This is a genomic window from Aquamicrobium defluvii (assembly GCF_004363725.1).
Classification (GTDB): domain Bacteria; phylum Pseudomonadota; class Alphaproteobacteria; order Rhizobiales; family Rhizobiaceae; genus Mesorhizobium; species Mesorhizobium defluvii.
The window spans coordinates 48,454-73,411 of the sequence record NZ_SNZF01000019.1; the positions used below are offsets into that span (position 1 = coordinate 48,454).

Annotated in this window: 24 protein-coding genes; 16 read left to right on the forward strand and 8 right to left on the reverse strand. The window is 63.0% G+C overall.

Features of this window, described 5'->3' with window-relative positions:
* The first annotated feature begins 100 nt into the window (after positions 1–100).
* The 11 genes from DES43_RS14700 to DES43_RS14750 all read left to right on the forward strand — a co-directional run bounded on the left by DES43_RS14700 (position 101) and on the right by DES43_RS14750 (position 11,118).
* Positions 101–499 (forward strand): pilus assembly protein N-terminal domain-containing protein, encoded by a 399-nt coding sequence (locus tag DES43_RS14700; protein ID WP_063608038.1) that lies wholly within the window; start codon positions 101–103, stop codon positions 497–499.
* Positions 500–643: 144 nt separating this feature from the next.
* Positions 644–1,249, forward strand: a complete 606-nt coding sequence (locus tag DES43_RS14705) for a TadE/TadG family type IV pilus assembly protein (RefSeq protein ID WP_035023394.1) — start codon at positions 644–646, stop codon at positions 1,247–1,249.
* Between the two features lie 47 nt (positions 1,250–1,296).
* Positions 1,297–1,899 (forward strand): TadE/TadG family type IV pilus assembly protein, encoded by a 603-nt coding sequence (locus DES43_RS14710; RefSeq protein WP_035023396.1) that lies wholly within the window; start codon positions 1,297–1,299, stop codon positions 1,897–1,899.
* 159 nt (positions 1,900–2,058) lie between these two features.
* Positions 2,059–3,300, forward strand: coding sequence for a phosphopentomutase (locus DES43_RS14715; RefSeq protein WP_035023397.1), 1,242 nt, complete (start codon positions 2,059–2,061; stop codon positions 3,298–3,300).
* The gene (gene mutM / locus DES43_RS14720; protein WP_035023547.1) at positions 3,293–4,183 is read left to right on the forward strand and encodes a bifunctional DNA-formamidopyrimidine glycosylase/DNA-(apurinic or apyrimidinic site) lyase; all 891 of its coding nucleotides are present in this window, start codon (positions 3,293–3,295) and stop codon (positions 4,181–4,183) included. Before DES43_RS14715 ends, mutM begins: the two co-directional genes overlap by 8 nt.
* Before the next feature lie 34 nt (positions 4,184–4,217).
* Positions 4,218–4,991, forward strand: coding sequence for an enoyl-CoA hydratase (locus tag DES43_RS14725; RefSeq protein WP_133675756.1), 774 nt, complete (start codon positions 4,218–4,220; stop codon positions 4,989–4,991).
* Between the two features lie 168 nt (positions 4,992–5,159).
* Positions 5,160–5,426, forward strand: coding sequence for a 30S ribosomal protein S20 (gene rpsT, locus DES43_RS14730; RefSeq protein ID WP_035023399.1), 267 nt, complete (start codon positions 5,160–5,162; stop codon positions 5,424–5,426).
* An 804-nt stretch (positions 5,427–6,230) separates the two neighbouring features.
* Entirely contained in the window at positions 6,231–7,781 is a 1,551-nt protein-coding gene (dnaA, locus tag DES43_RS14735) for a chromosomal replication initiator protein DnaA (RefSeq protein WP_035023552.1), read from the forward strand.
* 194 nt (positions 7,782–7,975) lie between these two features.
* Complete coding sequence (gene dnaN / locus DES43_RS14740; RefSeq protein ID WP_035023554.1) at positions 7,976–9,094, forward strand: DNA polymerase III subunit beta; 1,119 nt, start codon at positions 7,976–7,978, stop codon at positions 9,092–9,094.
* A gap of 33 nt (positions 9,095–9,127) precedes the next feature.
* Positions 9,128–10,270 carry a DNA replication/repair protein RecF gene (gene recF / locus DES43_RS14745; RefSeq protein WP_035023401.1) on the forward strand — a complete coding sequence of 381 codons (1,143 nt, stop codon included), beginning with the start codon at positions 9,128–9,130 and terminating at the stop codon, positions 10,268–10,270.
* A 74-nt stretch (positions 10,271–10,344) separates the two neighbouring features.
* Complete coding sequence (locus DES43_RS14750) at positions 10,345–11,118, forward strand: molybdopterin-synthase adenylyltransferase MoeB (protein WP_035023402.1); 774 nt, start codon at positions 10,345–10,347, stop codon at positions 11,116–11,118.
* A 2-nt stretch (positions 11,119–11,120) separates the two neighbouring features.
* Here the strand turns inward: DES43_RS14750 and DES43_RS14755 are convergent, their stop codons facing one another.
* The gene (locus DES43_RS14755; protein WP_035023404.1) at positions 11,121–12,341 is read right to left on the reverse strand and encodes a serine hydrolase domain-containing protein; all 1,221 of its coding nucleotides are present in this window, start codon (positions 12,339–12,341) and stop codon (positions 11,121–11,123) included.
* A gap of 96 nt (positions 12,342–12,437) precedes the next feature.
* Entirely contained in the window at positions 12,438–13,439 is a 1,002-nt protein-coding gene (locus DES43_RS14760) for a 2-hydroxyacid dehydrogenase (RefSeq protein ID WP_035023406.1), read from the reverse strand.
* A gap of 184 nt (positions 13,440–13,623) precedes the next feature.
* On the opposite strand from DES43_RS14760, the gene DES43_RS14765 reads away from it, so the two are divergent.
* Complete coding sequence (locus DES43_RS14765) at positions 13,624–14,202, forward strand: SH3 domain-containing protein (protein WP_035023556.1); 579 nt, start codon at positions 13,624–13,626, stop codon at positions 14,200–14,202.
* Between the two features lie 6 nt (positions 14,203–14,208).
* On the opposite strand, the gene DES43_RS14770 is transcribed toward DES43_RS14765, so the two are convergent.
* Both DES43_RS14770 and irrA read right to left on the reverse strand, forming a co-directional pair.
* Positions 14,209–14,565: a DUF4260 domain-containing protein gene (locus tag DES43_RS14770; RefSeq protein WP_245264633.1), complete on the reverse strand. Its 357-nt coding sequence runs from the start codon at positions 14,563–14,565 to the stop codon at positions 14,209–14,211.
* Between the two features lie 15 nt (positions 14,566–14,580).
* Entirely contained in the window at positions 14,581–14,985 is a 405-nt protein-coding gene (gene irrA, locus DES43_RS14775; protein ID WP_198027462.1) for an iron response transcriptional regulator IrrA, read from the reverse strand.
* A gap of 270 nt (positions 14,986–15,255) precedes the next feature.
* Here irrA and fabA point away from each other — a divergent pair, with 270 nt between their 5' ends.
* The 3 genes from fabA to fabI are packed head-to-tail and all read left to right on the forward strand — an operon-like array spanning position 15,256 to position 17,853.
* Entirely contained in the window at positions 15,256–15,771 is a 516-nt protein-coding gene (gene fabA / locus DES43_RS14780; RefSeq protein ID WP_035023558.1) for a 3-hydroxyacyl-[acyl-carrier-protein] dehydratase FabA, read from the forward strand.
* Between the two features lie 37 nt (positions 15,772–15,808).
* Positions 15,809–17,029 (forward strand): beta-ketoacyl-ACP synthase I, encoded by a 1,221-nt coding sequence (gene fabB, locus DES43_RS14785; RefSeq protein WP_035023560.1) that lies wholly within the window; start codon positions 15,809–15,811, stop codon positions 17,027–17,029.
* Between the two features lie 11 nt (positions 17,030–17,040).
* The gene (fabI, locus tag DES43_RS14790) at positions 17,041–17,853 is read left to right on the forward strand and encodes an enoyl-ACP reductase FabI (RefSeq protein ID WP_035023411.1); all 813 of its coding nucleotides are present in this window, start codon (positions 17,041–17,043) and stop codon (positions 17,851–17,853) included.
* 57 nt (positions 17,854–17,910) lie between these two features.
* Here fabI and DES43_RS14795 read toward each other — a convergent pair whose 3' ends face one another.
* Entirely contained in the window at positions 17,911–18,915 is a 1,005-nt protein-coding gene (locus tag DES43_RS14795) for a class I SAM-dependent methyltransferase (RefSeq protein WP_035023562.1), read from the reverse strand.
* A 197-nt stretch (positions 18,916–19,112) separates the two neighbouring features.
* Here DES43_RS14795 and DES43_RS14800 point away from each other — a divergent pair, with 197 nt between their 5' ends.
* Entirely contained in the window at positions 19,113–20,717 is a 1,605-nt protein-coding gene (locus tag DES43_RS14800) for an ABC-F family ATP-binding cassette domain-containing protein (RefSeq protein WP_035023413.1), read from the forward strand.
* Between the two features lie 55 nt (positions 20,718–20,772).
* Here the strand turns inward: DES43_RS14800 and pnp are convergent, their stop codons facing one another.
* The 3 genes from pnp to corA form a co-directional block, all read right to left on the reverse strand.
* Positions 20,773–22,932 carry a polyribonucleotide nucleotidyltransferase gene (gene pnp / locus DES43_RS14805; protein ID WP_035023564.1) on the reverse strand — a complete coding sequence of 720 codons (2,160 nt, stop codon included), beginning with the start codon at positions 22,930–22,932 and terminating at the stop codon, positions 20,773–20,775.
* 266 nt (positions 22,933–23,198) lie between these two features.
* Positions 23,199–23,468, reverse strand: a complete 270-nt coding sequence (rpsO, locus tag DES43_RS14810; RefSeq protein ID WP_035023415.1) for a 30S ribosomal protein S15 — start codon at positions 23,466–23,468, stop codon at positions 23,199–23,201.
* A gap of 291 nt (positions 23,469–23,759) precedes the next feature.
* Positions 23,760–24,848 (reverse strand): magnesium/cobalt transporter CorA, encoded by a 1,089-nt coding sequence (gene corA / locus DES43_RS14815; protein WP_035023416.1) that lies wholly within the window; start codon positions 24,846–24,848, stop codon positions 23,760–23,762.
* Positions 24,849–24,958 lie beyond the last annotated feature (110 nt).

A 24,958-nucleotide genomic window follows, 5' to 3' on the forward strand; every position in this document is an offset into this window, starting at 1 on the left:
TTCCGTTGAGCACTCTGGCGGAGCGGGAGAACTCATGATGTCCGTGTCGAGACCGATTTTGATTGCGGGCTCATTGCTGGCGGCCGCATGCTGTCCGGCCATGGCAACCGAGGCCGATCCCGTTCAGCCGCAGGCGAACGTCGGGCCGGCGATGGAAACCGGCATTGAGGTGGTTATGAATCAGGCGCGGATCGTCAAGCTGCCGCGTCCGGCCGACACCATCGTCGTCGGCAACTCATCCATAGCCGATGCATCCGTTCAGGATGCCACCACGCTCGTTCTTACAGGCCGGGGTTTCGGCGTGACCAATCTGGTTGTCCTCGACAAGGAGGGCGCACCCATCATGGACGAGCAGGTCACCGTGGTTCGCCAGACTGCCTCCACCGTGCGCATCTATCGTCGCTCCGACGTCCAGACCCTCTCGTGCACGCCTTACTGCGAAACTTCCTACAAGAACGAAGCTGAGCGGGCATCCGACAGCGAGACCAGCGGAAACTGACGGCAAGCGGTTCATCCCGCGCACCGGAAATCCATGGTTGATGCCGGCTTAATGCGAACGCCTGCAATTTAGCGGCCGTTCAAACCGGACCTCAACGGCTTGCATCTATAGTCCGGCCAACTGGCAAGGGGTGGCAGGACGAACATGGAAAACACTTCCAACGGTTGCAACACAGGCGGCAAACGCCACCGTCCGGGTTTTCTCGCAAAATTCCGGCGCGACACCAAGGGCAGCGTGGCGATCGAGTTCTCCATGCTCATCCTGCCTTTTGCACTGCTGACATTTGCCATACTGGAAAGCTGCATATCGTTTGCCGCGCAGACGGTGCTGACAAATGCCGCCGACGATGTGGCGCGCCAGTTCCGCACCGGGCAGCTCAAGGCTGCCAACACCACGGCCGAGCAAAACGAGCTGAGAGACAACATCACCGCGCAAATCTGCGACCGCCTGGAAATCATCGTCAGCAAAGGCTGCCCCGGTCTTCTGATCGACCTTCGCAGTTTCGACAGGTTCTCAGACGCCACCCAGTACGGCTTCGCTATTCAGGGTGACAGGGTCGTCCTGACGCCCGGCAGTATCGCGGAGGAGGACTTCGCCATAGATCCGGGTCCGACCATGTCGAGAAACATGCTCCGGGTCTTCTACAAGTGGCCTGTCATCACCGATTTCATGAGCAAATACATGGCCAACATCGGAGGAGACAAGACGCTGCATTTCGCGTCTTTCGTCTGGCAGAACGAGCCGTTTTGACCAGTGCGGACACAACGATATCGATATTTGGTGCGGGGGCACGGCGGATGATCAAATCACTGACCACAAGGATCGCGGCATTCATCCGCAACCGGGACGGCATCGCGGCTGTGGAGTTCGCCTTCGTCGCCCCCATCCTGCTGATCCTCTATTTCATGACGGTTGAGGCCGTGCAGGGCATCGAGACCAACCGGCGCCTCAGCCGTCTCGGCTCGATGGTCGCCGACCTCGTCGGCCAGCAGGACGCACTGTCGGCGACCGCGCTGAAGGAAATCATCCAGATCAGCGAATCGACGATGCGCCCCTATACCCGCTCCGTACCTGAAGTGACCGTTACCGCCATACAGATCAGCAGCGATGCAAAAGGCGCCGTGCCAAAGGTCGTATGGTCCGGAACGGTCGATTCCAAAGGCAAATATGCCAAAGCCCTCAGCGCCGGATCGACGGTCGCCGTACCGGCAGCTCTGAAAACCGGTGACAGTTTCCTGATCAGGGTGGAAAGCAGGCTCACCTACTGGCCGATCCTCCTCTGGCCCAAGGAAGGGGACGCCGCCTCCGGGCTGATGGGCATCTTCACGGGCCTCAGGATGGAGGAGGTCTACTATGCCCGCCCGCGCATCAGGCGTGAAATCGCGTGTGCGACCTGCTGAAATAAACCCGCTCCGGATTGCCGATTGCAAAGGTTTGCGTGCAAGCCTATGTCTGGTCGAAGTCCCGGCCTGGCGGCAGGCCGCCCGCCGGTTTCGCTGAATCGTCCCGATCGGACCGGCACGTAGAGCCGGGCTCCCGATCGTCACCGCAAGGCTGCAATGGCGCGTGCATTCGTCTTCGTTCTGGATTCCTTCGGCATAGGCGGCGCTGCGGATGCCGCCGAATTCGGAGATGAAGGCGCCAACACTTTCGCCCATATAGCCGATGCCTGCCGCTCGGGCCTTGCAGACTGCTCCGGCCTGCGGGCAGGTCCCCTGACCGTTCCGCACATGGTCTCGCTCGGACTGGGCAAAGCCGCGCAGGTGGCCACGGGCTACGGGTTTGAAACGGCCGGCCCGCCCCTTCTGGCATCTGCCTTCCACGGCGCCGCGCAGGAAATTTCCAGCGGCAAGGACACTCCTTCGGGCCATTGGGAAATCGCCGCACTGCCGCTGCGCTTCGGCTGGGGAAGGTTTCCCGACACCGTTCCGGCTTTCCCCCCTGCCCTCACGCAGGCCATGATCGGGCAAGGCCAGGTACCCGGCATCCTCGGCAACTGCCACGCGGACGGCATGACGATCATCGAACGGTTCGGCGCCGAGCACATCTCGACGGGCAAGCCCATCTGCTACACGTCGGTCGACTCCGTTCTGCAGATCGCCGCCCACGAGGAGCATTTCGGGGTCGAACGTCTCTACGAATTCTGCAAGGTCGTTCGTCGCCTTTGCGATCCGCTCAAGATCGGCCGCGTCATCGCCCGTCCTTTCGTCGGTGAAGAAACCCACACCTTCAGACGCACGCCGAACCGCCGCGACTATGCCGTCTCACCGCCCGAACCGACGCTGCTCGACCGCCTCACGCAGACCGGAGGCCGCGTGCTTGCAGTGGGCAAGATCGGCGACATCTTCGCCCATCGGGGCGTGACGAAACTGCGCAAGGCGGCGGGCAACATGGCCATGTTCGATCAGGCGCTGGACGCGATGGACGAAGCCGTCGACGGCGATTTTGTTTTCGCCAATTTCGTCGATTTCGATACGGAGTTCGGCCATCGCCGCGATACGGCAGGCTATGCGGCGGCGCTCGAGGCATTCGACCGCCGCGTGCCGGAAGCGCTGCGCCGGCTCAGACAGGGCGACCTGTTCCTGCTCACCGCCGACCATGGCAACGACCCCACCTGGCGCGGGACCGACCATACACGCGAGCGCATACCCGTGATGGGGCTGGCGCCGGGGTTGCCCGGCGGCAGCGTGGGCCTGCGCGCCACCTTCGCCGACCTAGGCGAGACCGTGGCCGAGCATCTGGGCATTGCGCCCGGAAAATACGGAACCTCCTTCTACAAGCAGATCGGTGGCCATGCCTGAATTGCCCGAGGTCGAGACAGTCCGGCGCGGGCTGCAACCGGTTCTTGAAGGCGCGCGCATCGTCAGGGCCGAAACACGGCGGCCCGACCTGCGCTTTCCCTTCCCCGAGAATTTTTCCCAACGCCTGACCGGCCGCACCATTACCGCCATCGGGCGGCGCGCCAAATATCTGACCATGCATATGGAAGACGGGCCGGCGCTGATCTGCCACCTTGGCATGACCGGGTCCTTCCGCATCGAGGACGGTCCCGAAAGTACCGTTCCCGGCAGCTTCCGCTACGAGCGGTCGAAAGACTCCATCCACGACCATGTCATCTTCGACGTGGTATCGGCGGTTCAGTCTCCCCATCGCGTCGTGTTCAACGATCCGCGCCGGTTCGGTTTCATGCTGTTTTCCGACACGGTTCCCGACGAGCACCCGATGCTGGCAGGTCTGGGCGTGGAACCGACGGGCAATGCGCTCGATGCCGACCTGCTTGCCGTTCTGTTCCGCAACCGCAAGGCCCCGCTGAAGGCCGCCCTGCTCGACCAGCGCCTGATCGCAGGGCTCGGCAACATCTATGTGTGCGAGGCTCTCTGGCGCGCCGGTCTCTCGCCGCTGAGAGCGGCAGGCACCATTGCCGGGCCGGGCGCCAAGGCGGCTGCACAGCGCGAAAAACTGGCGCAGTCTATCCGTGAGGTGATCGCAGACGCCATCGCAGCCGGTGGCTCGTCCCTGCGCGACTACATGCATACCGACGGCTCGCTGGGTTATTTCCAGCACAGCTTCGCCGCTTACGACCGCGAAGGCGAACCATGTTCCACTCCGGGCTGCCGGGGGCATATAGAACGGATCGTGCAGAGCGGCCGCTCCACCTTTTATTGCCGTGCCTGCCAGAAATAGCTAGGTCAGGGAAACCATTCAGGAGATGAAGCGCATGACTTACGAAAACATCATCGTCGAGACCCGCGGCAAGGTCGGGCTGATCACGCTGAACAGGCCGCAGGCGCTCAACGCGCTGAACTCCGCCATCCTCACCGACCTGCTCGCCGCAACGAAAGCCTTCGATGCAGACGACAACATCGGTGCGATCGTCCTGACCGGCTCGGAGAAGGCTTTTGCCGCGGGTGCGGACATCAAGGAGATGCAGTCCAAGAGTTATGTGGACGTCTATCTCGGCGACCTGTTCTCGGGCTGGGAAGACTTTACCCGTACCCGCAAGCCGATCATCGCGGCAGTGGCCGGCTACGCGCTGGGCGGCGGCTGCGAACTCGCCATGATGTGCGACTTCATCATTGCCGGCGACAATGCCAAATTCGGCCAGCCCGAGATTACGCTCGGCGTGATGCCCGGCATGGGCGGCTCCCAGCGGCTGACCCGCTTCGTCGGCAAATCCAAGGCGATGGATATGTGCCTTACGGGCCGCATGATGGATGCAGCCGAAGCCGAGCGCTCCGGTCTGGTCTCGCGTGTCGTACCAGTCGGCGAACTCGTCGCCGAAGCGCTGGCAGCGGCAACGAAGATTGCCGGCTTCTCCCTGCCCGCCGTCATGATGAACAAGGAAGCCGTCAACCGCGCCTATGAGCTGACCCTGACCGAGGGCTTGCGATTCGAGCGGCGAGTCTTCCAGTCCATGTTCGCGCTGGAGGACCAGAAGGAGGGCATGGCCGCATTCGTCGACAAGCGGAAGCCCGAATTCCGCAACAAATGAGGCCCAATATGCCGCTCAAATCGCTCTTTGGATGCGAAGCAAGATTGACGGATTTGGAAAGCTGAACTATAAGCCGCCCAACTGAGGTGGCCCTGTGGCTGCCCATTTGTTTTTTGCGCCCTGCGGGTAGCCGCAAGCGCCCACCGTTGAGATCAGAAGAGAGGCAACATGGCCAACACTCCCTCGGCCAAAAAGGCTACGCGCAAGATTGCTCACCGCACCGCGGTCAACAAGAATCGCCGTTCGCGCGTCCGCACCTTCGTGCGTAAGGTCGAAGAAGCTCTGGCCGCTGGCGACAAGGCAGCCGCCGAGACCGCTTTCCAGAACGCGCAGCCCGAGTTGATGCGCGCTGCTTCCAGGGGTGTTCTTCACAAGAACACTGCCTCGCGCAAGGTTTCGCGTCTGGCTCAGCGCCTTAAGGCTTTGTCGGCGTAATCGTTAACGCGACAATCGAAGCTTTCATGGAACCCGGCGTCTGCGCCGGGTTTTTTTCGTTATTCGGCGAAAACCTGAAATGACACACCGGAAGCTTCCGCAGCGGCACGTTTTTCATTGCCTGAACCTTTGCCGGTATGTGTCTTCCAGGTTGTACCCCGGCAGATTTCACGATCTCGACACTGACAGGAAATTTCTTTTTATTTCATACACTTAAAGAAGGTAATCCACAGCTTGTTCATATCGGCGCCAGCCGAAAGGGGACAATCCTGTGTCAAGAGAAATATTAAAAAAAAGAATCTCGCCAACTATCGTTTCCCGGCGTTTGCGAAAAGGGTTTGAATCCCAATGGCTTTCATGAACGCGGGTATCTGCGGCGGCGTTGTTGAGGGCAATTTGGTAACCAGATTCGTTAAAAACCGGTAAGATGCGGCCTTGCCCTTTCCACAACGATTTCGGTAGTGTCTGTCCATCGAAAGGGACGGGCCCGGCGCCCTCGACCTAATCAAAAAAAGACAGCATTGGCACCGTGGGCGCTCGTCCGTGGTCGGGTCGGTTGTCACTTTCGATACTGGCAGGGGACCAGTCAATTGTATGGCATGTATGAGTTTGGCCGGTGCAATGCCGGACGGCTTGCTTTGCCATGCGCATAGCTTCCCTGTTGCGGGACAGGGGTCGGAGACGACTCCACGCGCAACGAGCATATCCGGCGATGGCCAGCGGCGGCCCCGGCGGAGAAAATGATAACGAGGCCACCGCAGGCGACATGCCTGTGGCGCGAAAGTGCGGGACAAGGATCACGAAATGCAGAGCGGCATGGGCAGGGAACTTGGCAACCTTTCCTACGAGGGGGAAGGTGCCCAAGGACACGACATGACATCTCTTGGGGAGGCGGATCACAAGTTCGAGCGGGTCAAGGCTCAGCTCAAGGCACGTCTGGGGGCAGAGGTTTATTCCAGCTGGTTCGGACGCATGAAGCTGGCAGAGGCTTCGAAGGGGATCGTGCGCATCTCGGTGCCCACCGCGTTCCTCCGTTCCTGGATCAACAGCCACTATCTCGACCAGATCGTCGGGCTGTGGAAGGAAGAGGATCCCGAGATCCTCAAGGTCGAGATCATCGTCCGCAGTGCCGCAAGGCAGACCCGCGCCGCGGAGGCGGAGGGCAATGGCCAGCGCCGCCCTGCCCAGCGCCAGTCGCAGACGGCGCTCACCTCCACAATGGCCTCCAATGGCTTCAATGCCGGCAAGGCCGAACGCATGCCCGCGCAGCGCCCGGCGACCGCCGAGACGGAGTTCCGGCAGAACGTTCTTGGCTCGCCGCTGGACCCGCGCTACACGTTCGCTTCCTTCGTCGAAGGCCCCTCCAACCGGGTTGCCTTCGCAGCGGCCCGTGCCGTGGCCGAATCCCACTCCAGCGCGGTCCGCTTCAACCCGCTGTTCCTGCATGCCACGGTGGGCCTTGGCAAAACGCACCTGCTGCAGGCGATCGCGGCGGAATCGCTGCGCCAGAACCCGAAATCGCGCGTCGTCTACCTGACGGCCGAATATTTCATGTGGCGCTTTGCGACAGCCATCCGCGACAACAACGCGCTGACGCTCAAGGAGCAGCTTCGCGACATCGACCTGCTGATCATCGACGACATGCAGTTCCTGCAAGGCAAGTCGATCCAGCACGAATTCTGCCATCTCATCAACATGCTGCTGGACAGCGCCCGGCAGGTGGTCGTCGCTGCCGACCGGCCGCCGTCGGAGCTGGAATCGCTGGAACCGCGCGTGCGCTCGCGCCTCAATGGCGGCGTTGCGCTCGAAATGTCGTCCCCGGACTTCTCCATGCGCCTGTCGATGCTCCAGCAGCGGCTGGCGGCAGCCAAGGCCGAGGATACCACCATCGACGTTTCCGACGCCGTTCTGGAGCATGTGGCGCGCACCATCACGGGCAGCGGCCGGGAGCTTGAAGGCGCGTTCAACCAGCTTCTGTTCCGCCAGTCTTTCGAGCCGCAGATCACCGTCGACCGCATCGACGAGATACTCGGGCACATCTACCGCTCGGGCGAGCCCAAACGGGTGCGCATCGAGGACATCCAGCGCATCGTGGCGCGTCATTACAACGTTTCCAAGACAGAACTTCTGTCCAATCGCCGCACGCGCACCATCGTCAAGCCCCGTCAGGTGGCCATGTACCTGTCCAAGGTGATGACGCCGCGCTCGCTGCCGGAAATCGGGCGGCGCTTCGGCGGGCGTGACCACACCACCGTGCTGCATGCCGTGCGCAAGATCGAGGGCCTGTCGGACAGCGACAACACCCTGGCGCAGGAACTGGAGCTGCTGCGCCGCCTGATCAACGATCAGGCATGAGATCAGGCGGAAGGGCATGACGGCCCCTTCCGCCGCCATGCCCGAAACTGCTGTAAAACCCGTGGCAGAGGGCCGTTCGGTCTTGCTTTCAGGGCGCTTTTCCTGTCAGTTTGGCTCCCATTCTTTGCAATGCAGACTGAGGCAGGTTGCCGGTTCGGGAGCCTGCCCTTTCCTTCAAGCGAGCCTGTTTCGTCATGCGTGTAATCCTGGAACGGTCGAACCTCCTCAAATCCCTGAACCACGTCCACCGCGTGGTCGAGCGGCGCAACACCATCCCGATCCTCTCCAACGTGCTGCTTTCGACGGACGGTTCCAGCCTTGAACTGAAGGCCACCGACCTCGACCTCGAAGTGACGGAGGCAACGCCGGCGCGCGTCGAGCAGCCCGGCGCGACCACGGTTCCGGCCCACCTGCTCTACGACATCGTGCGCAAGCTTTCCGACGGCGCCGAGGTGATGCTGAGGACCGACGAGGACGGCACCGCCATGACCGTCACCTCCGGCCGCTCCTCTTTCCGGCTCCAGTGCCTGCCGCAGTCGGACTTCCCCGAGCTTTCGGCCGGTTCCTTCCCGCACATCTTCCGGCTGGACTCCACGGCGCTCAAGGGCCTGATCGAGAAGACCCAGTTCGCCATCTCCACCGAGGAGACGCGCTATTATCTCAACGGCATCTTCCTGCACACGCACGAGGTCGATGGCAAGCTCAAGCTGCGCTCCGTGGCCACGGACGGCCACCGTCTGGCGCGGGCCGAAATCGATGCGCCGGCCGGCTCGGAAGGCATGCCGGGCATCATCATCCCCCGCAAGACCGTGGGCGAGTTGCAAAAGCTGGTGGACGATCCCGACGTGGCGGTGACGACCGAACTGTCCGACACCAAGATCCGCTTCACCATCGGCTCGGTGGTGCTGACCTCCAAGCTGATCGACGGGACCTTCCCCGACTACCAGCGCGTCATCCCGACCGGCAACGACAAGCGGCTGCTCATCGACCGCCAGAGCTTCGCCGCCGCCGTCGACCGCGTCTCCACCATCTCGTCCGAGCGCGGGCGCGCAGTGAAGCTGTCGATCAGCGAAGGCCAGCTCACGCTGACCGTCAACAACCCGGACTCCGGCAGCGCGACCGAGGAACTGGCCGCCGACTACGGATCGGACCCGATCGAGATCGGCTTCAACGCCCGCTATCTTCTCGACGTTGCCGGCCAGCTCAGCAGCGGAGATGCCGAGTTCCTGCTCGCCGATGCCGGCTCGCCGACGCTCATCCGCGACACCAGCGACGAGAACACGCTCTACGTGCTGATGCCGATGCGGGTATAGCGCGCATCGCAACGCGTTTGCGATGTCCGCCTCATGGAAACGCTACCCGGCCCCCACATAAGTCGGCTGACGCTGACGAACTTCCGCAATTATGCGTCTTTGTCGCTGGAGCTGAAGCCCGGGCTAGTGGTGTTGAGCGGCGATAACGGCGCCGGCAAGACCAACCTTCTGGAAGCCATATCGCTTCTGGCGCCGGGCCGCGGCCTGCGGCGCGCACCCTATGCGGATGTGGCGCGCGAAGGCAATGACGGCAGCTTTGCCCTGCACGCAAAGCTCGACGGGCCGGAAGGCGAGGTCGATATCGGCACCGGCATCATGGCAGCCGATGGCGGCGAAGGCGGGCGGCGGGTGCGCATCAACGGCGCGCCGGCCCGCAATGCGGACGAATTGCTGCAATGGCTGCGCGTCGTGTGGCTGACACCTTCCATGGACACCCTGTTCACCGGGCCGGCGGGCGACCGCCGCCGCTTCCTCGACAGGCTGGTGCTGGCCGTCGATGCCGCTCACGGCCAGCGCGCGCTGGCTTACGAGAAGGCGATGCGCGGCCGCAACCGGCTGCTGGCCGAAAATTCGCGCGACCACGCATGGTTCGAGGCGATCGAGACGCAATTGGCCGAGACCGGCGTGGCGATTGCCGCAGCGCGCGCCGAACTGGTGCGGCTGCTCGCCGCCAAGATCGAGCAATTGCCGGGCGACGGCCCCTTCCCGCAGGCCGACATCGCCCTTGCCGGCGAACTGGAAGCGCAGGTCGCCACCACGCCGGCGGTGGACGTCGAGGAAAGCTTCCGCCGTGCGCTGGCCGCCGGGCGCGAGCGCGACCGGGCGGCGGGCCGCACGCTGGAAGGTCCGCACCGCTCCGACCTCATCGTGCGCCACAGGCCGAAATCCATGCCGGCCGAACTGTGCTCGACCGGCGAGCAGAAGGCGCTGCTGGTCGGCATCGTGCTTTCCCATGCGAGGCTGACCGGCGAGATTTCCGGCATGACGCCGATCCTGCTTCTGGACGAGATCGCCGCCCATCTCGATGCCGGAAGGCGCGCCGCGCTGTTTTCCATTCTGGAAGACATGCAATGCCAGGCCTTCATGACGGGTACCGACGCCGCCCTGTTCTCCAGCCTCGAAGGGCGGGCGCAGTTCCTGACCGTAGACCACGGAACGGTCGGTGAGACGCGGTAGCGTCTGCGCCGGACTTCCGGGTTCAGGCATGGATTCGGGGATGAAGATGCGACGGAAAATGCTAGTTTCCCCCTATGACCGCCCTGCCCTCCCTGACCGACGACGAGCTTGAGCGCTATGCGCGCCACATCGTGCTGCCCGAGATCGGCGGCGCGGGGCAGCGCAGGCTCAAGGCGGCGCGGGTGCTGGTGGTGGGCGCCGGCGGGCTCGGCGCGCCGGTGCTGGCCTATCTGGCAGCGGCAGGCGTGGGCACGCTCGGCATCGTCGACGACGACGCCGTGTCGCTCTCCAACCTGCAACGGCAGGTCATCCACGGCACGGAATCGCTTGGCCGAGCTAAGGCCGACAGCGCCCGCGATGCAATCCTGCGCATCAATCCGCATGTCGAGGTCGAGCTGCATCGACTGCGCCTGACCCCAGAAAACGCCCCGGCCCTCGTCGCCAGATACGATCTGGTCGTCGACGGGACCGACAATTTCGAGACGCGCTTTGCCGTGGCCGACGCCTGCGAGCAGGAAAAGCGCCCGCTGGTGCATGCAGCTGTCGGCCGTTTCGACGGCTCGCTGACCGTGCTGAAACCGTTCGAAACCGATGAGTCCGGGGTGAAAAATCCCTCCTACCGCGACCTTTTTCCCGAACCGCCGCCGCTGGGTCTCGTGCCCTCCTGCGCAGAAGCCGGCGTGGTGGGCGCGCTGGTGGGGGTGATGGGGACGTTGCAGGCAATGGAAGCGATCAAGCTGATCGCCGGCATCGGCGAACCGCTGGTCGGGCGCCTGCTGCTCTACGATGCGCTGGCCGCCCGTTTCGACACCATCCGCTACAAACGGCGCAGCAACGGGGACCGATAAGCCTACAGCCCTTCGGCTATCGCCTGGAAAGCGGCGATGCTCTCCTCGATCATGATGTCACCGGTGCTGTTGTAGTCCGCATAGGCGGAGCTCTTGGCAATGACGACGCGCCGTTCCGGATTCACGTAGATGAACTGCCCGTAAATGCCGATGCCGGTAAAATCGCCGCCCTTGCGGTCGGCAGGTATCCACCACTGGTAGCCATAGCCCTTCAGCCTGCGGCCCGTCTCATCCTGCCGGCCGGGCATGAGATGGGCTGAATCGGGTGTCACCGAAGCCTGCACCCAATCGGCAGGCACGATCTGCTCCCCCAGATGATTTCGGCCCTGATTGAGATAGAGAAGGCCGAAACGCGCGTAATCGCGCAGCACCGCATTGAGACCGCCGGCAGCGATGGCCTCGCCTTTCTGATCCACCAGCCAGTAGGCATCGGCCTCCGTGCCCAGCTTCGACCACAGGATTTCGTTGAAATAATCGGCCAGCGGCTTGCCCGTCGCGCCTTCCAGCACAAGGCCCAGCACCTGCGTGTCGGCCGAGACGTAACGGTTCACGGTGCCTTGCGGGATGTCGTTCTTCAGATGCGCCGTGAAGTCGGCGACCGAGCCGCGCAAGATCTGGATGATGTAGCGCACGATATCGGAATTGAGATCGCCATAGTCCTCATTGAAGCCGATGCCGGACGACATCTGCAACACGTTCCTGACCGTCACGCCCCTGTAGCCGCCTTCGGCAAGAACGGGGGCGTAAGCCTCGACCGGCTGGCCGATGTCGATGAGCCCGTCAGCCACGGCCCTGCCAACGAGCGCGGAGACGAAGGACTTCGAAAGCGACATGGCGATGGACTGGGTACCCTGCCCGTTGCCGCGCAGATAGCGCTCATGGACGATAACCCCATCCCGGATGACGATCAGGCCCGTCGTCTGCGAACTCTCGATCCAGTCTTCGACCGACCTGCTCTGCCCCGCGAAACTGTAGCTGTCCGGCAGCGGCCGCTCGCGCTTTTCCAGAAGGCTGGCGGCCGCGCTTTTCGGCACCCGCACCGATGGGTATTTCACGAAAAGAGAACGAAAATTCCGATCGATCACGTCCGGCTTGAAGTTGCCTGCATATTCAAGCGCCGCGCGGTAGTCGAGGATCGTGTCGCGATAGACCCAAGCGGCCCCTCCCGCCACCATGACCACGGCCGCCCCGATGCCGAGGCTCCACCGAAGAACCTTTTTCATGTCCCCCTCCTCCAGTGCTGCGGACGATAGAGAGGGTTTGCGCCACCGGCAATGGCGGGCGAGCTTACGCTGGGGAGAGCCGAAGATGGCCGAACCTCAGATGCGGCTTGGAATCACGCGGTCCGGCGGGCGGTGCCCGTCGCAGAAGGCACGGATGTTGATGATGACCTTTTCGCCCATATCGATGCGGCCTTCCAGCGTGGCCGAGCCCATATGCGGCAACAGCACAGCCTTGCCCTTGGCGGCCAGCTTGAGCAAGCGGGGATTGATCGCCGGCTCGTTCTCGTAGACATCGAGGCCGACACCCGCGAGCTTGCCGGTCTCCAGCATCCGGATCAACGCTTCCTCGTCGATCAGGTCGCCGCGCGCCGTGTTGACCAGATAGGCGCTGGGCTGCATCAGCGCCAGCCGCCGCGCCGACAGCAGGTGGAAGGTGGCCGGCGTCGAAGGGCAGTTGACCGAGATGATGTCCATGCGGGCCAGCATCTGGTCGAGGCTTTCCCAATAGGTCGCCTCCAGCTCATCTTCCAGTGCGCCCATGACACGGTGGCGATTGTGATAGTGGATCGACAGGCCAAACGCCTTGGCACGCCGGGCCACCGCGGTACCGATGCGGCCCATGCCGACGATACCCAGCCGTTTGCCCCATATGCGCCGGCCAAGCATCCATGTCGGCGACCAGCCCGCCCATTTCTTGCCTTCCGGCAGAATGTTCGCGCCTTCCGTCAGCCGGCGCGGCACGGACAGGATCAGCGCCATGGTCATATCGGCCGTATCCTCGGTCAGCACGCCCGGCGTATTGGTCACGGTGATGCCTCTGGCGGTTGCCGCAGCAACGTCGATCTTCTCGATACCGTTGCCGAAATTGGCGACCAGCTTCAGGTTCGGGCCGGCTTCGGCAATCACCTGCGCATCGATCGTGTCGGTCACGGTGGGGACGAGCACGTCGGCTTCCTTCACGGCCGCGATGAGTTCCGCCTGGCTCATCGGCCTGTCCTCGACATTCAGCCGCGCGTCGAACAGTTCTCGCATGCGCGTCTCGACAGGGTCGGGCAGCTTGCGCGTGATGACGACGAGAGGCTTCTTCCTGCCGGCCATATTTACCCCGATCACGGTTACCGTTGAGACCTCTTTAACCAAGACCGGCGAAACTGCAAAGCGGTCGCGGTTCGATAGCTCCCATGCACCAAGCATGTACCAAGCCGAACCGGCGAAGACAAAGAAAAAGGGGCGGCGCCATCGCACCCGCTCCGCTCAACATAATGCCTGCAAGGGAACGAAAGTGTCTGGTTTCGTGTCGTTTCGCCTTAGCCGTCTTGCCCTGGGCGCAGCATTGCTCGGCCTCGTCGCCCCGGATTTCGTCCATGCACAGTCTGCCGGTGCGCAGTCGGCAGGCGCCCAGTCGCAGAATGTGCGTGTCGGACCCAGCGGCCTGCCGCTTCCGCGCTTCGTCAGCCTGAAGTCGGCGCGCGTCAATTCCCGCGTCGGCCCCGGCACCAACTATTCGGTGGACTGGATGTACACCAAGGCCGGCCTGCCGATGGAGATCATCCAGGAGTATGACAACTGGCGGCGCGTGCGCGATGCGGACGGCTCGGAAGGCTGGATCAACCAGTCACTGCTTTCGGGCAAGCGCACCGCGATCGTCGCTCCCTGGCAGCGCGGCAAGGATACGCGAATCAACCTGCTGCGTCGTCCGTCCGAGGAGGCAGGCGTCGTTGCCATGCTGGAGCCCGGCGTGATCGGAACGATCAAATCCTGCGACGGCAAATGGTGCGAGATGAGCTTTGGCGGCCGCTCCGGATGGATTAGCCAGTCATTGGTCTGGGGTGCCTATCCCGGCGAAAAGGTGGAGGACTGAGACAGCTCAGTCCCTGCCGATGCGGCCAAGATGCGTGTCGCGGAACGCCGAGGTTTCCTTCAGACCATAACCCAGCGCCCTGTCCACGCCGATATGGGCAAGCCAGATCAGGCCAAGGCTGACCGGCAATCCAGCACCCGCTGCATACCCGCCGGCCAGCAGCGCCAGCGGCCACGGCGTCGTGTGAAATGCGTTGTAGACATACGCGCCCATGCGGGGACCCTTCAAATAGGCCAGCATTGAAAGGTCGGGGGCAAGAAGCAGAACGGCAAACAGCCCCCACCCTGCACCTGAAAAGGCATAGAAGGCGACTGCGGCAACGAATAGCGCCCCACCTTCAATTCTCAGAAGCGCTTTCGTCACGATAAATTGTCTGGATTACCGCTTCGGCCGCAGGCGGATCACGATGTCGATGTTGGCTATTTCCATACCGTCGGGCGGCTGGGGAAGATTCTTCACCGTCATCGCTTCTCCTTCAACGTCGAAGATACGGTTCTCGCCTTCGATGTAGAAGTGATGGTGATCGGAGGTATTGGTGTCGAAATAGGTTCTGGACCCTTCGACAGCCAGAATGCGCAAAAGCCCGGCTTCCGTGAACTGATGCAGCGAATTGTAGACGGTCGCCAGAGAGACCGGCACGCCGGCCGCGAGAGCCTCCTCGTGCAGCTCTTCTGCCGAAAGATGGCGATCGCCCTTGGCGAACAGGAGCTCGGCCAGCGCAACACGCTGGCGCGTCGGCCTGAGACCGGCGTCGCGAACCCGCTTATCCACAGCGTTCCTCATCTTGGTCGCATACACATCCATAATATTGTCTTCAGGTCCAGCCTGTTTGTCCCGAGCGCTGCGTTCCCGGCAAAACAAGGGCATCCGGCCAAACCATGTTCCGACCAGATATATTCTTTCATGACACTTCGATCAATAGCGTGCATTGACCCGGACAAAGCGTCGCGTTAGAGCCACGTCGCAAGGTAAACCACGGTTTCCGGCCTGAAACGGACTGTGTTACCAGAACTATAGGGCGGGATGCCGCCCGACTTGGACGGGGACGTTTTAATGGCCGCAGGAAAATCCAGCTACGATTATCAGGAGTTGCTCGCCTGCGCCCGCGGCGAACTGTTCGGCCCGGGCAATGCTCAGCTTCCCTACCCGCCCATGCTGATGTTCGACCGCATCACCGAGATCAGCGAGACTGGCGGCGAATTCGACAAGGGATTTGCCCGCGCCGAACTCGATATCCATCGCGACCTCTGGTTCTTCCCCTGCCATTTCATCGGCGATCCGGTCATGCCCGGCTGCCTCGGCCTCGATGCGATGTGGCAGCTCACCGGCTTCTTCCTCGGCTGGCTGGGCGAGCCCGGCAAGGGCCGCGCGCTTTCCACCGGCGAGGTCAAGTTCACGGGCATGGTCACGCCTTCGGTCAAGAAGGTCGAATATGGCATCGACTTCAAGCGCGTTATGCGCGGCCGTTTGGTGCTCGGCATCGCCGACGGCTGGTTGAAGGCCGACGGAGAAACCATATACAAGGCCACCGACCTGAGGGTCGGCCTGTTCAAGGAAGCGACAGCCTGATCCCCACCGGATCCCGCCAGCCATGAAGGAGCACTCCATGAGACGCGTCGTTGTCACCGGCCTGGGTATCGTGTCTTCCATCGGCAACAATGCCGAAGAAGTGGCGGCTTCCCTTCGCGATGCCAGATCCGGCATCAGTTTTTCCGATTCCTTTGCCGAACACGGCTTCCGCTCGCAGGTATGGGGCGCACCGACGCTCGACCCGACCGAACTGGTCGACCGCCGCGCCATGCGCTTCCTGTCGCGCGGCGGCGCCTGGAACCATGTCGCGATGGATCAGGCCATCGCCGACGCGGGGCTGGAGGAAGGCGACATCACCAATGAGCGCACCGGCATCATCATGGGCTCGGGCGGACCTTCCACACGCACCATAGTGGAAGCGGCCGAGACCACGCTGAAGAACGGCTCGCCCAAGCGCATCGGCCCCTTCGCCGTGCCGAAGGCGATGTCTTCCACCGCTTCCGCCACGCTCGCCACATGGTTCAAGATCCACGGCGTCAACTACTCGATCTCGTCGGCCTGCTCGACCTCGGCGCACTGCATCGGCAATGCCTATGAGCTGATCCAGTGGGGCAAGCAGGACATGATCTTCGCCGGCGGGCACGAGGACCTCGACTGGTCCATGTCGAACCTTTTCGACGCCATGGGCGCCATGTCCTCGAAGTACAATGACACGCCGGCATCGGCCTCGCGCGCCTATGACGCCACCCGCGACGGCTTTGTCATCGCCGGCGGGGCGGGCGTGCTCGTTCTTGAAGAACTGGAGCACGCAAAGGCGCGCGGCGCCAAGATCTATGCCGAGCTGGTGGGCTATGGCGCCACCTCCGACGGTTTCGACATGGTCGCCCCGTCTGGCGAGGGCGCGGTGCGCTGCATGCGCCAGGCGCTGTCCACCGTTTCCGGCAAGGTCGACTACGTCAACACGCACGGCACCTCGACGCCGGTCGGCGACGCCAAGGAAATGGCGGCCATCCGCGAGGTCTTCGGCGCGGACATGCCCAACATCGCGTCCACCAAGTCTCTCACCGGCCACTCTCTGGGTGCGGCCGGCGTGCAGGAATCGATCTATTCGATCCTGCAGATGCAGGGCGGCTTCATTGGCGAAAGCGCCCATATCACCGAGCTGGACCCCGAATTCGAGGGCATGCCGATCGTGCGCAAGCGTATCGACGACGCAAAGATCGACATCGCGCTTTCCAATTCGTTCGGCTTCGGCGGCACCAACGCGACCTTGGTGTTCCAGCGATATTCCGCATAAAGGATTCCAGAATGGATTCACTGATGAAGGGCAAGCGCGGGCTTGTCATGGGGGTGGCCAACGACCACTCCATCGCATGGGGCATCGCGCGCCAGCTTGCCGCGCAGGGTGCAGAACTGGCCTTCACCTATCAGGGCGAAGCTTTCGGCCGCCGTGTGAAGCCGCTGGCCGAACAGATCGGCGCATCGCTCCTCATCCCCTGCGACGTGGAAGACAGCGCCTCGGTCACCGCCACCTTCGACACGCTGAAAGATGAATGGGGCGGGCTCGATTTCGTCGTCCATGCCATCGGCTTTTCCGACAAGAACGAGTTGAAGGGCCTCTATGCCGACACCACGCGCGACAATTTCGTGCGCACCATGGTGATCTCCTGCTATTCCTTCACCGAAGTGGCCCGCAACGCTGCCGCGCTGATGAACGAAGGCGGCGCGATGTTGACGCTGACCTATGCCGGCTCGGTGCGGGTGATGCCGAACTACAACGTCATGGGCGTGGCCAAGGCCGGTCTTGAGGCGAGCGTGCGCTATCTCGCCAACGATTACGGCCCGCGCGGCATCCGCGTGAACGGTATTTCGGCCGGCCCGGTGCGCACGCTGGCAGGCGCCGGCATTTCCGATGCGCGCTACATGTTCAATTACCAGAGCCGCAACGCGCCGCTGCGCCGCACCGTCAACATCGACGAGATCGGCAATTCCGCGCTCTACCTGCTGTCGGACCTGTCCTCGGGCGTCACCGGCGAAATCCACTACGTGGATTCCGGCTACAACATCGTTTCGATGCCGACGCTCGACGAACTGAAGCGCATGGACAACGACAAGGGCTGAACCACCCCATCTCTTCCCACGGAAAGCCGGACCGGTACCGACCCGTCCGGCTTTTGCTTATCTGCGGGCCAGAAACACCTTGAAACGGTTGTCGCGCGCGATTTCCTGCGACGATGCGAAGGCGCTTGCCAGAACCGCCTCATAGGGCAGTTGCCGGTTGGCGACGATGACCAGCCGCCCGCCCGGCTTCAATGCCTTCGCAGCCGCATCGATCAGCCGCCGGCCGATTTCCGGTTCCGCCGCCCTGCCCTGATGGAAGGGCGGGTTCATGACGATCCAGTCATAGCGCCGCTCGACCGGTTCGCCGGCGAGGTCCTGCCAGAAGAAGCCGGATGCCTGCGGCACGTTGCGGCGTGCGGCTTCCAGCGCCTCGAAATCGGCTTCGTAGAGATCGAGCGACCTTATGCCGGAAAAGCGGTCCGCGATGCTGGCGGCCAGAAAGCCCCAACCTGCGCAGAAATCCGCAATATGCCCTGAAACACCGTCGGGCATATTCCCGGCCAGCAGGCGCGAACCGGCATCGATCCTGTCGAAGGAGAACATGCCGGGCGACGTGTGGAAACGGTTCTCGACCAGCGCCGGCGGATTGTCCGAGCGCAGCTTTCCGGCAGCGTCATCGTTGTCGGGCCGATGCAGCCAGAAGGCGATGCCATGATATTTCGGCAGCGCATCGACCAGCGGTACAAGCGCGTCGATGCGCTTGCGCAGCGAGGCGATGCCGTCATCCTTGCCGCCAGCCACGAGCACCGTGCCGCCGGGGGCGACGCGCTCCAGCGCCTCGGCAATCCACAACTCGTTCTGGCCGCGATGGCGGCCTGCCAGCACCAGCGCCATGACGTAGCCATCGCCTTCGGCGCGCGGCGCGACATTGCGGCCAGCGGATTGCAGGACGCGGAAATACGGGCGGAACCCCTGCACGCAGTGCAGATCCGCCTCAAAGCCTTCCGGCAAGCGAAAACCCGGTTCAGCGCCCAGAAACAGCACATGGCTGCCCGCCGCAGGTGCATCCAGCGCACCGGATTCAAACGGATAGAACAGGGTTTTGAGGGAATCGGAAGCCATATGCGGCTGATAGAGCAATTTGATCGCCCTTGCAGCGTCTTTTGCCATCATCCGGCATTTTGGGACCGGCGGACTTGCATCGGACGGCACAACGACCTAGCTATGATCTGCAATCCGACAGATCAGGAACCCCGGCACGATGGATTTTTCTCTGAACGCAACGCGAACCCGCTTTGTCATCAGGGAAATCCTTGCCCATGCCCGCTTCAATCGTCTGTTCCAATCTAAGCTTTTCCACGCCTGACGGCCGCCAGCTTTTCTCAAGCCTCGATCTTGCCTTCGGTCCCGGCCGCACAGGGCTGATCGGCCGCAACGGCATCGGCAAAAGCACTCTTCTCCATCTCATTGCCGGCAGGCTGAAACCGCAAGCCGGCTCCGTGACGGTCAACGGCACGATGACCATGTTCGACCAGACCGTTCAGGTTGATCCTGCGGCGACCGTCGCCGACCTGTTCGGCGTGCGCGCACGGCTTGCCATGATCCGGACCGCCAGCGCGGGCGAGGCAACGGTCGAGGAACTGGCTGACATCGACTGGACGCTCGAGCCGCGCATGGAGGCCGCCCTTGCCCGGATGGGGCTGGATGCCATGCCGCAAACGCCTCTGCACACGCTGTCAGGGGGCCAGCGCACCCGTGCCGGCCTTGCTGCGCTCCTTTTTTCCGATGCCGATCTCCTGCTGCTAGACGAACCCACCAACAATCTCGACCGCGACGGCCGAAAGGCGCTCTGCGAGATGCTTGCCGGCTGGCGCAAGGGCGCGCTGGTGGTCAGCCACGATCGCGAATTGCTCGGCCTCATGGACGAGATCGTGGAGCTGACCTCGCTCGGTGTCACCCGCTACGGCGGCAACTGGAGCCATTATCAGGAGCGCAAGGCGCTGGAACTCGCGGCCGCCCGCCACGATCTGGAGGTTGCCGAGAACAAATCGGCGGAAATCGCCCGCGCGACGCAGCTTGCATCGGAGCGCAAGGCCCGCAAGGACAGCGGCGGCCGCAGAAAGGCGGCCAAAGGCGACATGCCGCGCATTCTTCTGGGCGGCATGAAGGAACGCGCCGAAAACAGCGGCGGCGCCGGTGCGCGTCTTGCCGATGCCCGGCAGGGCGAAGCCCGCGAGGCGGTTTCAGCAGCGCGCGAGCGCATCGAGGTGCTGCAAAAACTGTCGGTCTCGCTGCCTTCCACCGGCCTTGCCGCCGGCAAGACGGTGCTGCGGCTCGATCGTATCAGCGCAGGTTACAAGGCGGACCGGCCGGTCCTGCGCGATGTGTCGCTGGCGGTGACCGGCCCCGAACGCATCGCGATCACCGGCCCGAACGGTTCGGGCAAGACGACGCTGCTGGAAGTGATCGCCGGGCGTCTCGCCCCCTTCTGCGGCACGGTAAAGGTGGCGGCGGACATGGCCATGCTTGACCAGCGCGCCAGCCTGCTGGACCCGAGCCTTTCGGTGCGCGACAATTTCCGCAAGCTCAATCCGGGCTCGACCGAGAACGCCTGCCGGTCGGCGCTCGCCCGGTTCAGGTTCCGCGCCGAGGCCGCACTTCAGCAGGTGTCGGAACTGAGCGGCGGAGAGTTGTTGCGCGCCGCACTGGCCTGTGTGCTTGGCGGCGAACGCCCCCCGCCCCTGCTCATTCTGGACGAGCCCACCAATCATCTCGACCTCGATTCCGTCGCGGCGATCGAGGCGGGGCTGCAAGCCTATGACGGCGCGCTGCTCGTCGTCAGCCATGACGAGGCGTTTCTGGAGGCTCTCGGCATCCCGCGCCGCATCGAGCTGCCATCCGGCCGAAGCGTCGTGCCGGGGTAAACGGAAACGGGCGCGCCTTTCGGCACGCCCGCTGATTTCCGCAGTTGGGAAAGGATCAGGCGTCTTCGCCTTCAGCCTTCTTTTCCTCGTCCTGCTTCTTTTCCTTCGGCAGTTCCTTTCCGGTGGCCTGATCGACCACCTTCATGGACAGGCGAACCTTGCCGCGCTCGTCGAAGCCCATCAGCTTGACCCAGACCTTGTCGCCTTCCTTGACCACATCGGTGGTCTTGGCAACGCGCTGGTCGGAAAGCTGCGAGATGTGGACCAGACCGTCACGCGGACCGAAGAAGTTGACGAAGGCACCGAAGTCGGCGGTCTTGACGACCGTGCCCTCGTAGATTTCGCCCACTTCCGGCTCGGCCACGATGGTGTGGATCCACTTCTTCGCCGCCTCGATCTCCTTGGCGCTCGACGAAGCGATCTTGACCGTGCCGTCGTCCTCGATGTTGATCTTGGCGCCGGTCTTTTCCACGATCTCGCGGATGACCTTGCCGCCGGAGCCGATCACGTCGCGGATCTTGTCGGTCGGGATGTTCATCACCTCGATGCGCGGGGCGAACTCGCCGAGCTGGCCACGGCTCTCGGACAGGGCCTTGCCCATTTCACCCAGGATGTGCAGGCGGCCGTCCCTGGCTTGGCCGAGCGCGACCTGCATGATCTCCTCGGTGATGCCGTCGATCTTGATGTCCATCTGCAGCGAGGTGATGCCGTTGGCCGTACCCGCCACCTTGAAGTCCATGTCGCCGAGGTGGTCCTCGTCACCGAGGATGTCGGAGAGCACCGCGAAGCGCTCGCCTTCCTTGATGAGGCCCATGGCGATGCCCGCAACCGGCTTCTGGAGCGGCACACCGGCATCCATCAGCGCAAGCGAGGTGCCGCAAACGGTTGCCATCGAGGACGAGCCGTTGGACTCGGTGATCTCGGAGACGACGCGCAGCGTGTAGGGGAACTGCTCGGTCGAAGGCAGCATGGGACGGATGGCGCGCCAGGCGAGCTTGCCGTGGCCGATCTCGCGGCGGCCGGGAGAGCCCATGCGGCCGGTCTCGCCCACCGAATAGGGCGGGAAGTTGTAGTGAAGGAGGAAGGTCTCCTTGTACATGCCGGTCAGCGCGTCGACATACTGCTCGTCCTCACCGGTGCCGAGCGTGGCGACCACGATGGCCTGCGTCTCGCCGCGGGTGAACAGCGCCGAGCCGTGGGTGCGCGGCAGGATGCCGACTTCCGACACGATCTGGCGAACCGTCTTGAGGTCGCGGCCGTCGATGCGCGAACCGGTGTCGAGGATGTTCCAGCGCACGATCTTGGCCTGGAGTTCCTTGAACACGGTGGCGACCTGCTCGGACGACCACTTCGCTTCCTCGCCCTCGTCCGGCGTGAAGGCAGCCTTCACCTTGGCCTTGGCGGCGTCGACGGCGGCGTAGCGGGCCTGCTTGTCGGTGATCTTGTAGGCTTCGCGCAGGTCGGTCTCGGCAATGGCGAGGATTTCGGCTTCCAGCGCCGACAGGTCGGCGACCTGATGGTCGCGCGGTTCCTTGGCGGCGACCTCGGCCAGCTTGATGATCGCGTCGATCACCGGCTGGAAAGCCTTCTGGCCGAACACGACGGCGCCGAGCATCACGTCCTCGGACAGTTCCTGCGCTTCCGACTCGACCATCAGGACGGCCTCGGAAGTGCCGGCCACGACGAGGTCGAGCTTCGATTCCGGCATCTCGTCGATGTGCGGGTTCAGCACATATTCGCCGTTGATGTAGCCGACGCGCGCACCGCCGATCGGGCCCATGAAGGGCACGCCGGAGAGCGTCAGCGCAGCCGAAGTGGCGACGATCGACAGGATGTCCGGATCGTTCTCGAGATCGTGCTGGACCACGGTGACGACAACCTGCGTGTCGTTCTTGTAGCCATCGGCGAAAAGCGGACGGATCGGGCGGTCGATGAGGCGCGAAACCAGCGTCTCCTTCTCGCTCGGGCGCCCCTCACGCTTGAAATAACCGCCGGGGATCTTGCCGGCGGCGTAGGTCTTTTCCTGATAGTTGACGGTCAGCGGAAAGAAGTCGAAGCCCGGCTTCGGCTCCTTGGCCGAGACGACCGTGGCGAGAACCATGGTTTCGCCGTAAGTGGCCATAACGGCGCCGTCGGCCTGACGGGCGATCTTGCCGGTCTCCAGAACGAGCGGGCGTCCGCCCCATTCGATTTCCACTTTGTGCTGATTGAACATGTCTTGTCCTTCATATGCGGCCGGACCGCCGTCGCCTTCAGCGACGCGGTCCAAACCTTCTGGCTTGTTTCGGGCAGCCACGGGCAAGACAACGGGAAGCTCGGAACGTGTCGGCCGAAGCCGGGGCGAGCATCCTGCAATCCTGCCCCATGACCGTCCACGGGGCGGTTCCGGCGACCCTCTTCGCCATGGAACCTGGTACGGGCCGATGTGAGGCCCGGATGCGAAGCCGGCGGGCGCCTTGCGACACCCGCCGGCCAAACAGGTCAGCGACGCAGTTCGAGCTTCTCGATCAGCGTCTGGTAGCGCGCCTCGTCCTTGCGCTTGAGATAGTCAAGCAGGCTGCGGCGCTGCGACACGAGCGCGAGAAGGCCACGACGGGAGTGGTTGTCCTTCTTGTGGTCCTTGAAGTGCTCGGTCAGGTTCTTGATACGCTCCGAGAGGATGGCGACCTGCACTTCCGGCGAACCGGTGTCGCCCTTGGCAGTTGCAAACTGCGCCATCAATTCCTGCTTGCGTTCGGCAGTGATCGACATCGGGTTTTTCCTTTGTATGTTGGAGGAAACGGGACGCCTCGAGCCGGGATGTCGTCCAGCACAGGCCACTCAATTCGCGGCAAAAACCACGATACAGCGGCGCATATAGTGCAATCGGCGGCAGAAAGCCAGCACGGATTGAGAATAGCTCCTTCCCGGAAACCGTCAGGGACTGAAAGGAAGCCGCCTAAAGCATGTCGCCCGAAAGTGGGAACCGGTTTCGGGATAACGACATGCGTAAGAACAACAGCTTAAAGCGTAGGGCGCGAATCTGAAAGATCGCGACACGCTTTAAAGCCACTTCTTCCACCGGAAGAACCAGAACAGCAGGCAGGCAACGCCTGCCATGAACAGAAGCGCTGCGGGATAGCCATAGTAGGCCCGCAGTTCCGGCATGTTCCATGGAGAAGCATCCGGATCGAAATTCATTCCCCACACGCCGACCAGGAAGGTGAGCGGGATGAAGATGGTCGACACGATGGTCAGCAGCGAAATGACGTCGTTGGTGCGCGCCTGGGTCAGCGAAAGATGCATCTCTATCAGCCCCGTCAATGTGTCGCGCTGGGTCTCCACCAGTTCGATGAGACGCATGGCATGGTCGAGCGTGTCGTTCAGGAAGACCTTGGTTTCACGCGTCACGAACGGATCGTCGTTGCGGATCAACGCCGCCAGCGCATCGCGCAACGGCCACAGAACCCCTTTCAGGGCCGCCAGTTCCCGGCGCAAGCCGTGCATTTCCTGCATCTGCCCCTTCTGCGGGCCGGCCAGCATGCCTTCCTCTGTCTTTTCGATCTCGTCGCTGATGAGTTCGATGGGGGCAAAATAGCTGTCCACCACGGCGTCGATAAGCGCATAGGCGAGATAGTCGGCGTGCCGCGAGCGCAACCGGTTCGGTCCTTCCGCGGCAAGACGCCGGCGAACGGGGTCGAAAGGGTCCCCCTCGCGCTCCTGAAAGGTGATGACGAATTTTTCCCCGAAGAACACGGAAATCTGCTCGTAGCGATGCAAGACGGCGTCATCGACCATCCGCAGTGCCACAAAGGCGTGATCATCGAAAAAATCCACCTTGGGCCGCTGGTCGGAATTGACCACGTCCTCCATCGCCAGCGGATGCAGACCGAAAGCCTTGCCGATCTCGCCTATTGTGGAAACATCGGCGAGCCCAGCGCAGTCGAGCCACATCACCGGCCAGTCTTCGCGATTGGCGGCAATGTCCGATATGCTGGCGTTCTGGATGCTGCGGAACCTGTCCGGGGCGATCAGGGTCAGACAAAGGTTCGTCGCTCTGGCGGCCGGATCGGCGATCAGCGTGCCGGGCGGAGCCCCGACCGGAGTACGCCGCTTGCGCCGCCGATGCCGGGCCTTGCCTGTCTTTGCCATGTCCGCTCCGGGCTGCCGCAGAAAATGCGGCAACCTTAACCGCTTGGGCCGTCAGTTCAAGAACGGCTACAGCATGCCACCCCGACAAATCCGGGCGGCCATTCCATCTG